The organism is Variovorax sp. P2_H12 (assembly GCF_056403395.1).
Window position 1 is genome coordinate 1 of record NZ_JBFUFO010000082.1, and the last position, 11834, is coordinate 11834.

11 protein-coding genes are annotated in these 11834 nt (G+C 69.2%); 9 read left to right on the forward strand and 2 right to left on the reverse strand.

What is annotated here, in order from left to right; all coding sequences use genetic code 11:
* Window positions 1-288 precede the first annotated feature (288 nt).
* Window positions 289-2184 (forward strand): ATP-binding cassette domain-containing protein, encoded by a 1896-nt coding sequence (locus tag AC1DYK_RS34885; protein WP_478170443.1) that lies wholly within the window; start codon window positions 289-291, stop codon window positions 2182-2184.
* Between the two features lie 84 nt (window positions 2185-2268).
* Complete coding sequence (locus AC1DYK_RS34890) at window positions 2269-3996, forward strand: phospholipase D family protein (RefSeq protein WP_478170444.1); 1728 nt, start codon at window positions 2269-2271, stop codon at window positions 3994-3996.
* A gap of 12 nt (window positions 3997-4008) precedes the next feature.
* Here the strand turns inward: AC1DYK_RS34890 and AC1DYK_RS34895 are convergent, their stop codons facing one another.
* On the reverse strand, window positions 4009-5433 hold the full coding sequence (locus tag AC1DYK_RS34895; protein WP_478094068.1) for an aminotransferase-like domain-containing protein: 1425 nt from the start codon (window positions 5431-5433) through the stop codon (window positions 4009-4011).
* Window positions 5434-5536: 103 nt separating this feature from the next.
* Between AC1DYK_RS34895 and AC1DYK_RS34900 the strand changes: the two genes are divergently transcribed.
* The 7 genes from AC1DYK_RS34900 to AC1DYK_RS34930 are packed head-to-tail and all read left to right on the forward strand — an operon-like array spanning window position 5537 to window position 11223.
* Complete coding sequence (locus tag AC1DYK_RS34900) at window positions 5537-6136, forward strand: LysE family translocator (protein ID WP_478170445.1); 600 nt, start codon at window positions 5537-5539, stop codon at window positions 6134-6136.
* The gene (locus tag AC1DYK_RS34905) at window positions 6133-7059 is read left to right on the forward strand and encodes a DMT family transporter (protein ID WP_478170446.1); all 927 of its coding nucleotides are present in this window, start codon (window positions 6133-6135) and stop codon (window positions 7057-7059) included. Before AC1DYK_RS34900 ends, AC1DYK_RS34905 begins: the two co-directional genes overlap by 4 nt.
* Before the next feature lie 30 nt (window positions 7060-7089).
* Window positions 7090-8304, forward strand: a complete 1215-nt coding sequence (locus AC1DYK_RS34910; protein ID WP_478170447.1) for an aminotransferase-like domain-containing protein — start codon at window positions 7090-7092, stop codon at window positions 8302-8304.
* 28 nt (window positions 8305-8332) lie between these two features.
* Window positions 8333-8971: a LysE family translocator gene (locus AC1DYK_RS34915; RefSeq protein WP_478170448.1), complete on the forward strand. Its 639-nt coding sequence runs from the start codon at window positions 8333-8335 to the stop codon at window positions 8969-8971.
* Between the two features lies 1 nt (window position 8972).
* Window positions 8973-9614 carry a glutathione S-transferase family protein gene (locus tag AC1DYK_RS34920; RefSeq protein ID WP_478170449.1) on the forward strand — a complete coding sequence of 214 codons (642 nt, stop codon included), beginning with the start codon at window positions 8973-8975 and terminating at the stop codon, window positions 9612-9614.
* A gap of 5 nt (window positions 9615-9619) precedes the next feature.
* Window positions 9620-10525 carry a PhzF family phenazine biosynthesis protein gene (locus AC1DYK_RS34925; RefSeq protein ID WP_478091809.1) on the forward strand — a complete coding sequence of 302 codons (906 nt, stop codon included), beginning with the start codon at window positions 9620-9622 and terminating at the stop codon, window positions 10523-10525.
* 11 nt (window positions 10526-10536) lie between these two features.
* Entirely contained in the window at window positions 10537-11223 is a 687-nt protein-coding gene (locus AC1DYK_RS34930) for a VOC family protein (RefSeq protein ID WP_478170450.1), read from the forward strand.
* A 29-nt stretch (window positions 11224-11252) separates the two neighbouring features.
* On the opposite strand, the gene AC1DYK_RS34935 is transcribed toward AC1DYK_RS34930, so the two are convergent.
* Window positions 11253-11834: TolC family protein (locus AC1DYK_RS34935; RefSeq protein WP_478170451.1), on the reverse strand; the 582-nt coding region annotated here is incomplete at its 5' end.

The window sequence follows — 11834 nt, forward strand, 5'->3', positions numbered from 1 at the left end:
TTCGTCAAGACCGGATTCGTCAAGACCGGAGGTCTTTTTTTCTTCCCGCTTCCCTTCGACTTCCGCAACACCCCTCAAGAGGAATGCCGCATCGCCTTCGTTCAGCGGAGCCTTCGATTATGACTCGTTTTTTCTAACTTCGTCAACCGTCTTCGGCTTTTTTTCGACTTGCCTGGCAGATCCTTTCGGGTCGCCTGACAGAAGACGCTTTCGCGTTTTCAGCCGAGCCTGCGAGTATATGCCACTTTTAACGGCTCGCAGGCACTTCGCTCCGATAATTGGGTCCACATGGCACTCATCACACTCCTCGACGCGCAACTCGCGTTCGGTCACGTCCCGCTGCTCGACCATGCGGACTTCTCTCTCATCGAATCGGAGCGCATCGGGCTGATCGGACGCAACGGCGCGGGCAAGTCCTCGCTGCTCAAGATACTGGCCGGCCTCGAGAAGCCCGACGACGGGACGCTGCAGATCCAGCAAGGCGTGCGGGTTACGTATGTCGCGCAGGAGCCGATGCTCGATATGGAAGCCGACGTGTTCACTTCCGCGAGCGCGGGGCTCGCCGCGGTGATCGCGGTTCGCGACCAGTATCTGTCGGGCGCCCCAGGGCTGGACCTCGATGCGCTCCAGTCGCAGATAGAAGCCTTCGACGCCTGGAACTGGGAGCAGCGCGTCGAAGAAACGCTGCATCGCCTGCATCTGGACGGCAGCGCCATCGTCGGCTCGCTGTCGGGCGGCACGCGCAAGCGGGTCGCGCTGGCGCAGGCGCTGGTGGCTTCGCCCGATGTGCTGCTGCTCGACGAACCCACCAATCACCTCGACCTCGATTCGATCGAATGGCTCGAGCAGTTGCTGATCGATTTCAAGGGCAGTGTGGTGACGATCACCCATGACCGCAGCTTCCTGAACCGCGTGGCGACCCGCATCATCGAGCTGGACCGGGGCAAGCTCGGCTCCTACCCGGGCAACTTCGAGCAGTACCTCATACAGAAGGAGGAGCAGCTCGCCCAGGAGGCCGTGATCAATGCCAAGGCCGACAAGTTGCTGGCCCAGGAAGAGATCTGGATCCGCAAGGGCGTGGAGGCGCGCCGTACGCGAAGCCAGAGCCGCATCAGCCGGCTCCAGGAAATGCGCGCCAACCGCTCGGCGCGGCGCGAGGTCCAGGGCAGCGTGAACATGGATGTGGCCTCGGGCCAGGCCAGCGGCAAGATCGTCGCGGAGCTGACGGAGGCCTCCAAGTCCTTCGGGGACAAGACGGTGATCCGCAACTTCACGGGAACGATCCTGCGCGGCGACAAGGTCGGCCTGATCGGTCCCAACGGCGCCGGCAAGACCACGCTGCTGAAACTGATCCTCGGGGAGCTTGAGCCCGATGGCGGCAAGATCCGCCGCGGCGCCAACCTGCAGGTGGCCTACTTCGACCAGATGCGCAACGCGCTGAACCTCGACGCCACGCTGGAGGACTTCATCAGCCCGGGCAGCGAATGGATCGAGATCGGCAACCAGCGCAAGCACGTGAAGAGCTACCTGGCCGACTTCCTGTTCTCGCCGGCGCGCGCCCATTCACCGGTGCGCTCGCTCAGCGGCGGGGAGCGCAACCGGCTGCTGCTGGCGCGCCTGTTCGCGCGGCCGGCCAACGTGCTGGTGCTCGACGAGCCGACCAACGACCTCGACATCGACACGCTGGAGCTGCTCGAGGACCTGCTGCAGAACTACGACGGCACGGTGTTCCTGGTTAGCCATGACCGAACCTTCCTCGACAACGTGGTGACCAGCACGATCGCCTTCGAGGGCGACGGCCGCTGGCGCGAATACGAAGGCAGCGTGCAGGATTGGCTGACGCAGTCGAAGCGCGCACGAGAGATCGCGCAGCAGCGTGCCGCGGCCGCGCCGCCGGCGGCAGCGCCAGCACCCTCTGCCCCCGCGGCCGGCACCGCCAAGCCCGCTGCGGCGCGCAAGAAGCTCAGCTACAAGGAGCAGCGCGAACTCGAAACCCTGCCGGCGCAGATCGCCGAGCTGGAGGAAGAACAGAAGCGGATCACGGAAGCGCTCGAGCTCGACGGCGGCGCCATCTACGCGAGCGACGCCTCGCGGGCGGCTGAGCTCGGCGAGCGCCATGCCCGCATCGACGACGAACTGATGGCCGCGCTGGAGCGTTGGGAAGCGCTGGGGGCCGCGCGCTAACGGGGTTCTTGTCTGACGTGGGGCAGGTCCACGGCGCGCTATATCCATATATATATGCCGCTGTCCAGGCCTCTCCCTCGCCGCATGGCCTCCCCTCACGCCCGCGGGCGACCCACTGCCCTGCTGCACCGCCTCGGTGGGGTGCTGGCCTTCGCCCTGTGCCTGGGCGCCTGCGCGGAACTGCCTGCGAATGTCGAGCGGCCGGCCTCCTCGGCGCTGGACTCTCCCGCGGGCACGCAACTCGCCGAGCTCGTGCGGCAACGCCGCGAGGCCGCCGGCGCGCGCTTCGAGTCCGGCTTCCTGCTGCTCGACGGCCCGCAGGCCGCCTACGGCAGCAGGCTGGCGCTGGCCGAAGCGGCGCAGAAGACGCTGGACCTCCAGTACTACGCGATCCATGCCGACGCCAGCACTGCCCGCCTGCTCGCCGCCGTGCGTGACACCGCAGGCCGCGGCGTGCGCGTGCGGATCCTGCTCGACGACCTCCACAGCACCGGACGCGACGCCCTGGTGATGCGCATGGCCTTCGTGCCCAATGTCGAAATGCGGATGTTCAATCCGCTCGCGGGGGCCCGCGGGTCGACCCTGGGCCGGGCCTTCAACGCGCTCGACGACGCATCGCGCCTCCAGCAGCGCATGCACAACAAGCTGTTCATCGCCGACAACGCGATGGCCGTGTCCGGCGGGCGAAACCTGGGCGACGCCTACTTCGGCAAGGACAGCAAGAGCAATTTCATCGATCTCGACCTGCTGGTGGTGGGGCCGCTCGTGCAGGATCTCTCGCGCAGCTTCGACACCTACTGGAACAATGAGCGCGCCTACCCGGTGCAGTCGCTGGTGACGCCGAAGGAACTCGACAAGATCCGCGACCAGGCGAGCGCCGCCGACGCGGGGAAGCAGGATCGGCAGGCCACGGACGGGACATCGTCCGCGTCCGAGGGCGAATCGCGCGCACGTGCCTGGGACGAAAAGCCCATGGACCTGGGTACTGCGGCGTTCGTCTGGGCGCCGGCGGTCGTGCTGGCGGACAAGCCGGCAAAGATCCCGCTTGACGGCGGGCGCGCCGATGCCGGCACAGGCAAGGACCCGGGGCTGACCGTGACGCAGCGCGCCGATCGCCCGCGACGCGCCTCGGGCACCGGCACGCTCGACGCCGCGGCCAACGCGGCGGCCAGCGGCGACACGGTGGTCGAGGGGCTGCTGCAATGGATCGGGCAGGCACGACGCGACCTGTTGATCATTTCGCCCTATTTCGTGCCGGGGCCCGACATGAAGCAGGCCTTCGCCGCGGCACGGGCCCGCGGCGTGCGGGTTCGCGTCCTGACGAATTCGCTGGCCTCGAACGACGCGCCCGTGGCCCACGTGGGCTATGCGCGGCACCGCGAGGCATTGCTCGCGATGGGCGTCGAGCTCTACGAACTGCGAAGCGAACAGGCCGGCCTGGGCAGCGCCTTCGGCGGCTCGGGCAGCAACCTTGCCGGCGAGTCTCGCTCGATGCTGCATTCGAAGGTGCTGGTGATGGACCGCCGGTTCCTGGTGGTCGGATCGATGAACCTCGACCTGCGATCGCAGTTGCAGAACACCGAGATCGCCGTGCTGGTGCGCAGCGATGCGCTCTCGGGCATCGCCGCCGACCGGATCGAAGCGGCGCTGCGCGAAGGCGCCTGGCATGTCGAGCTGAACGAGGGCCATCTGGTCTGGCGCGCGCCCGAAGGCAGCCAGCTCGAAGACGCCACCACCGAGCCCGACACCAGCGCCGGCCTGCGGCTGCTGCTCAGGCTGTTCGGCCCGCTGGCGCCCGACAAGCTGCTCTGATGCCGCAGCGCGTCAGATCTTGTCCCTGACCCGCGCGAACACCTTCCAGAAGGTCGCGTCCTGCGCGGTGGCGAAATTGATTCGCATCAGCGTGGTCGGCGGCCGCCTGGCATGGAACAGCGAGCCCGGTGCCAGCAGGTAGCCCTCGTCGAGCATGCGCTGGGTCAGCGCGTCGGTGTCGACGCCGGTGTCGACCCAGCCGAACAGTCCGGCCGGCTCCGAGGCCAGCGTGCAGCCGGCAGCCAATGCGAGCTTGACGGTGCGGCCGCGCGCGCCATCGAGCCTGACGCGGACCCGATCCGCATGCCGGCGCAGCTGCCCCTGGTCGATGCACCAGGCGAGCGCGCGCTCGAACAGCGCGGGCGAGGTCAGGGTCGCGAGCAGCTTGGTCTCGAGCAGGCGGCCGACCAGCGCGGGCGAGGCCGCGAGGAAGCCGATGCGCCAGTTGGGCGCCAGGATCTTGGCGAAGCCGCTGACGTAGATGGTGCGCTGCAGGCCGTCGAGCGCGCTGAGCCGGGTTGCATGCTCGGGCGCGAGATGGCTGTAGGTGTCGTCTTCGACGATATGGAAGTCATGCCGGTTGGCGAGCTGCAGCACGCGATGCGCGCTGCCCGGCGTGAGGCTGTAGCCGGTCGGGTTGTGCAGCACGCTCACGCTCACGAACAGCTTGGGCTTGAGGCCCTCGCCGGCGGTGCAGTAGCGCTCCATCACCTCCAGGTCGGGGCCGTCGGCCTTGCGCGGCACCGGCAGGATGCGCATTCCGAGCGCCTCGAGCCGCGCGAACTCGAGCGCCCAGCCCGGCTCCTCGACCATCACGGGGTCGCCGGCCCGCAGCAGCGTGCGGCTCACGATGTCGAGCGCGTGGGTGGCGCCGATCGTGGTCACGATCTGGTCCGGTGCGGCCGGGACGTTGATGCTGGCCAGCTTGCCGGACAGGCTGCGGCGCAGGCCGCCGTCGCCGGCCGGCTCGCCGTACTGCAGCGAGAATTCCTGCAAGGCCTTGGTGCCGGTGACGCGGCGCACCGCCGCCGGCATGAAGGTCGACTCCAGCCAGTCGGGCGGGAAGACGCCCATGCCGGGCTGGGGCTTGTCGCTCGGCCGATGGAACATGCCACGGATCAGGGTGCTGGCATCGGCCGCCACGAGTTGCACGGGCGCCTGGGCCGGTGCCGAACGCGTGCTCGCAGGCTCCGGGGCGCCGGCCGCGCCCGAGTCGCGCACATAGAAGCCTCGTTGGCGACGTGCCTCGACCAGGCCCTGGGCGAGCAATTGGTCATAGGCCGCGACCACCGTGTGCGGGCTCACGCCCTGCTGGCGCGCGCATTCGCGCACCGAGGGCAGGCGCGCGCCCGGCGCCAGCAGGCGGTCGCGGATGCGCTCGGCGAATCGGTCGGCAAGTTGCGCCGTCAGCGATTGGGTGGAAGTTCGTGTCAGCATGCGGGCCGGGGTTTCTGTGTCGATGCACGGACCGATACAGACACGCCCCATGTTCGACAATCTGTACCGGTACTGTAATGGTCATCAGTTTAAAGTGTGTCCCATGAACTGGCAAGAATTCACTGCGCTGCTGGTGTTGGCCACGGCGATGAGTTTCTCGCCGGGTCCCAATACCACGCTGTCGACCGCACTCGCTGCCAACGGCGGCCTGCCGCGCGCCATGCGCTTCGTGTGGGCCGTGCCGGTCGGCTGGAGCCTGCTGCTCGCGCTGTGCGCGGCCGGCGTCGGGGCGCTGGTGGTCGCGGCGCCCTCGCTGCGCTGGGTCATCAAGGCGCTCGGCATCGCCTACCTGCTCTGGCTGGCCTGGAAGCTCAGCGGCAGCGGCTCGCTCGGCCAGGCCGACGGCGCGCAGCTGCGGGTCGGCTTTCGGCAGGGCGTGATGCTGCAGTTCCTCAACATCAAGGCCTGGCTGCTGGCGCTGACGCTGGTGGCGGGCTGGATCGCCGGCCAACCCGATGCGTTGCGGCGTTTCGCGATCGTCGCGCCCGTGATGCTGGTCTATGCCTTCGCGAGCAACTTCGCCTATGCGCTGGCCGGCGCGCTGCTGCGCAACTGGCTCGCCCAGGGCCGGCGCCTGCTGTGGTTCAACCGCGCCATGGCGGCCGTGCTGGCGCTCACCGCCTGGTGGATGGCGGGCGTATGAAGATCAAGGACGAGACCCTCGGCATGTGGCTCGGCGTGCTCGGCGTCGCCTTCTTCGCGGTCACGCTGCCGATGACCCGGCTGGCCACCGGAACGCAGGCCGCGCCGCAGCTGTCGCCCTGGTTCGTCACGCTCGGGCGGGCGGCGCTGGCCGGCGTGCTGTCGATGGCCTTCCTGCTCGCCACGCGCTCGCCGAGGCCGCAGCGCCGGCACTGGAGGCCGCTGGGCATGGCCGTGCTCGGCAACGCGGTCGGTTACCCCTTGCTGCTGGCCTACGCGCTGCGCGTGGTCACCGCCAGCCACGCCGCGGTGATCACCGCGCTGCTGCCCCTGGTGACCGCGGCCTGCGCGGCCTGGGTGCTGCACCAGCGGGCGCGCCTGGGCTTCTGGCTCTGCGCCGTCGCCGGCAGCCTGCTGGTCATCGCGTTTTCGCTGCTGCGCGCCGACAGCCGGGGCGGCTTCGGTTTCGAATGGGCCGACGTGCTGCTGGTGGGCGCCGTCTTCGCGGCCTCGCTGGGCTACATCTATGGCGCGCAGGTCACGCCGGCGCKCGGCGCCGAGCGGGTGATCTGCTGGGTCTGCGTGCTGGCGCTGCCGGTCACGCTGCCGGGCACGCTGTGGCTCTGGCCGCAGCAGCCGGTCGCCGCCTCGGCCTGGGTCGGCTTTGCCTACGTCGGCGTGTTCTCGATGTGGGTCGGCTTCTTCGCCTGGTACCGCGGTCTCGCGATGGGCGGCGCGCTGCGCGTGAGCCAGACCCAACTGCTGCAGCCTTTTCTTTCGATCGTGGCCGCGGTACCGTTGCTCGGCGAGCCCCTCGACATCGTCACGCTCGGCTTCGCGGCGGCCGTGGTTGCCACCGTGGTCCTGGGCAAGAAACTCTCCCAGCCGCGCCTCCCGGCCGTCGTCGCGACGGCCACCCGATAGACACACGCACGAATCCTCAAGGAGCCAGACATGAAATGGAAACTCGCCGCCCGCGCCGAAAAGATGAATCCTTCGGTGCTCCGTGAAATCCTCAAGGTCACCGAGCGTCCCGGCATCATCAGCCTGGCCGGCGGCCTGCCCTCGCCCAAGACCTTCCCGATCAGCGCCTTCGCCGAAGCCTGCGCCGACGTGCTGCGCAACGACGGCCCGGCCGCGCTGCAGTACGCCGCCAGCGAAGGCTACGGCCCGCTGCGCGAAGCGGTGGCGGCGATGCTGCCCTGGCCGGTCGACCCCGCCCAGGTGCTGATCACCACCGGTTCGCAGCAGGGTCTGGACCTGGTCGCCAAGGTGCTGCTCGATCCGGGCAGCCGCGTGCTGGTCGAGACGCCGACCTACCTCGGCGCGCTGCAGGCCTTCGCGCCGATGGAGCCCGAGCCGGTCAGCGTGGCCAGCGACAGCGAAGGCGTCATCGTCGCCGACCTGGTCGCCAAGGCCGCGGATGCGCGCTTCATCTACCTGCTGCCCAATTTCCAGAATCCGACCGGCCGCACCATGACCGAGGAGCGCCGCGCCGCGGTGTCGGCCGCGGCAGCCGCGGCCGGCCTGCCGATCATCGAGGACAACCCCTACGGCGAGCTGTGGTTCGACGAGCCACCGGCACCGACGCTCACCGCGCGCAACCCCGAGGGCTGTATCTACCTCGGCTCGTTCTCGAAGGTGCTCGCACCGGGCCTGCGGCTGGGCTTCCTGGTGGCCCCCAAGGCCATCTTCCCCAAGCTGCTGCAAGCCAAGCAGGCGGTCGACCTGCACACGCCGATCTTCACTCAGCGCATGGTGCACGCGGTCATGAGGGACGGCTTCCTGTCCCGTCACGTGCCGACCATCCGCGCGCTCTACAAGCGCCAGTGCGAAGCGATGCTGGCCGCGCTCACGCGCGAGATGAAGGGGCTCAAGGTCGAGTTCGCCAAGCCTTCCGGCGGCATGTTCCTGTGGGTCCGCCTGCCCGAAGGCGTGGACACGGTCGCGCTGCTGCCCAAGGCGGTGGAGCGCGGCGTGGCCTTCGTGCCGGGCGCGCCGTTCTATGCCGGCGAGGGCGATCCGCGCACGCTGCGGCTGTCCTTCGTGACGGCCAGCGTCGACGAGATCGACACCGCGATCGCGGCGTTGGCCGAAGTCGTGCGCGAGCAGATGGCGCACAACGCGGCCGCCGAGGTCCAGCGCCAGCTGGCCGCGAGTCCTCTCTGAGCCAGGTTCGCCGGTACAGGACGCCCCCATGATCGACGGCCACACCCTGCTGCTGTTCCTGCTGGCCGTGCTGGCCCTGTTCCTTTCGCCCGGACCGAACATGGCCTTCGTGCTGTCGCACGGTGTCGCATTGGGGCCGCGCGCGGGCTTCGCCGCCGGCCTCGGCATCGCCGCGGCCGATCTCGTGCACACGCTGTGCGCCGCGACCGGCATCACGGCGCTGGTGGCCGCATGGCCGCCCTCCTTCGACCTGCTGCGCTACGCCGGCGCGCTCTATCTGCTGTGGCTGGCCTGGCAGGCGCTGCGCTCCGGCGACGCCCGCCTGCAGGCCCGCGCCGACGCCGCGGACTTCGCCCGCGTGGTGCGCATGGCCTGGCTCAACAACCTGGTGAATCCGAAGGCGCTGCTGTTCTTCATGGTGTTCCTGCCCCAGTTCGTCGCTCCCTCGCGCGGCAGCGTGCCGCTACAGTTGATGCTGCTCGGCATCGCGCTGTCGCTGGCTGGCCTGGTCTTCAACACCGTGCTCGGTGCATGCAGCGGCCAGATCGGCCGCTGGCTGCAGCGCCGGCGCGGTGCCGCGGGTTTTCAGCGCGGCCTGCTCGCGACGGTGATGGTCGGCCTGGCCGTAAGACTTATCTTGATCGATCGCCCCTCGAAGGGACTCTGACATGCTCAACATCTGGGGGCGCATCAGCTCCATCAACGTTCGCAAGGTGGTGTGGTGCGCCCAGGAACTCGGCCTGGACTTCCAGCGCACCGAGGCCGGCGGCCGGTTCGGCGTGGTCCAGACACCCGAATACCTGCAGCTCAATCCGAATGCGATGGTCCCGGCCATCGACGACGGCGACGGCGACGAGCGCGTGACGCTCTGGGAGTCGAACGTCATCGTGCGCTACCTCTGCGCCAAGCATTCGATGGGCAAGTTCTATCCCGAGAAACTGGCCGAACGCTTCGATGCCGAACGCTGGATGGACTGGCAGCAGACCACGCTGAACCCGGTGAGCGGCGGCGCCTTCAAGCAATGGGTCCGCACGCCGCCCGAGCAGCGCCAGCCCGAGGTGATCGCCTATTCGGTGCACGCCACCGAGCCGCTGTTCGCCCTGCTCGATGCCCATCTCGCCACCCGCGCCTTCATGCTCGGCGACGCCTTCACCATGGCCGACATCCCGGTCGGCTGCGAGGCCCACCGGTGGTTCGGCCTGCCGCAGACGGAATACACGCGCCCCGCCTGGCCGCATGTCGAGCGCTGGTTCGCCGACCTGCGCAGCCGTGCAGGCGCGCGCGGGGTGCTCGACCTCGCTCTCGAATGAAACCAATGACAGCCCGCCCCTTCAAGCAAGTCGATGTCTTCACGTCGACGCCCTACTTCGGCAATGCCCTCGCGGTGGTGCTCGATGGCACCGGTCTCGACGATGCCGCGATGCAGCGCTTCGCCGCCTGGACGCAGCTGTCGGAAACCACCTTCCTGCTGCCGCCCACCGAGCCGACGGCCGACTACCGCGTGCGCATCTTCACGCCCGGCGGCGAGCTGCCGTTCGCCGGCCACCCCACGCTCGGAAGCTGCCATGCCTGGCTGCAGGCCGGCGGAAAGCCGAAGGCGGCCGGGCGCATCGTTCAGCAGTGCGGCGTCGGCCTGGTGCAGATCCGGCGCGACGGCGAGCGCCTGGCCTTTTCCTCGCCGCCGCTGCGGCGCAGCGCGCCGAGCCCGACACTGCTGGCCAAGATCGCCGCGGCGCTCGGTCTCAAGGCCCAGCAGATCGTCGCGGCGCAGTTGCTCGACAACGGCCCCGTGTGGCTGGGCCTGCTGCTCAAGGATGCCGACACCGTGCTCACGCTCAAGCCCGACCATCGCGCGCTGCGCGAGCTCGGCCAGAAGGTGGGTGTCGCGGGCATCCCGACCGCGGGCGATTCGCCCCAGCTGATTGCACGCTCGAACCGCGAGGCGCGGGCCTTCGCGCGCTCCGACGAGGCACCGGCCGACGTCGAGGTGCGCGCCTTCGCGGCCCCGGTCGGAATCGAGGAGGACCCGGTCACCGGCAGCTTCAACGCCAGCCTCGCGCAATGGCTGATCGCCGACGGCCACCTGCCGCAACACTACGTCGCCGCGCAGGGCCAGACCCTGGGGCGCGCAGGGCGCGTCCATGTCACGCGCGATGCGGACGGCCTGGTCTGGGTGGGTGGCGATTCGGTCACCTGCATCGACGGGAGCGTAGCGCTCTAGGGCGATCCATCATGCGTGCGCGCGTCGACCACCTCGTGATCGCGGCCCGCAGTCTCGACGAAGGCGTGCGCTGGTGCGAGGCGAGCTTCGGCGTCACGCCAGGGCCGGGCGGCGTGCATCCCCTGATGGGCACACACAACCGGCTGATGAAGGTCGAGACGGCTGCCTTTCCTCGCGCCTACTTCGAGATCATCGCGATCGATCCCCGGGCCGCGCCCAGGCGCGCAACCGCCACGCGGCGTTGGTTCGACCTGGATGATGCCGTGCTGCAGGCCGCGCTCGCGCGGGACGGTCCGCGGCTCGTGCATTTCGTCGCCGAAGTCGCCGACGCCAGCGCCGCCGTACAGGCGCTGGGTCGGCAGCGCATCGATCGCGGCCAGGTGCTCGAGGCCTCGCGCGACACGCCGGCCGGACGCCTGTCCTGGCGGATCACGGTGCGCGACGACGGCCAGCGCCTGTTCTATGGCGCGCTTCCCACGCTGATCGAGTGGGGGCCCGTGCACCCGACCGACAGCATGCCCGACTCGGGCATCACGCTGCGCTCGCTCGGCCTCACGCATCCACGGGCGGATGATCTCAACGCCGCGTTGGGCGCCATCGGCCTTGCTGGGCTGACGCCGATCGCCGGCGCGCCGAACATCCGCGCCGTGCTCGACTCGCCGCGCGGTACCGTCACGCTCGAATCCCGGGGGATCTGAGCGAGCGCGCGCATTCTGTCGCACGCACCTCACCGCGACTTGGGCACCCCGCCATCGGCCGACCCAAAGAGCCAGGGCAGCAGAATCGCCGCGTCCGCGCGGATGCGCAGGTCGGCCGTCTCGCCGTCGAAGCGGCTGGTCACCTGGGCGATCTGGTTGTTGTAGTGGTCGTTCTCCGCGATGAGCACATCCAGCAAGGTCCGCTTGCCGAGGTGGTACCACTGCTCGAAGAAAATGGTCCGCACGCGGTCCGAGTCCTTGATCAGCTCCGAGTATTCGATCGCCCGGCTCAACGCCGCATCGCGTTGCTGGGCAGACGTGCGCAAGCGGTACTCCAGGTCGCGCGTGGCCGCCAGGGCTTTTTCCTCGCCAGCGGTGGCGCGCTCGAACGCCGCCCGCTCCGCAGCGCTCGACGATCCGCCCTGGAAGGCGTTCCATTGAATCGAGAGTCCGGTTGCCCACGGTTGGCTCTTGCCAAGGCTGTCCTCCTGCGTCGTCTTCGAGACCACCCAGTTCAGCTGCGGCAACCTCGAAGCCCGCACCGATTGAGCGTACAGGTCGGCGGCCTTCGCCTCGGCCCGTGCCTGACGCAGCGCCGGATGCTCCGGCGC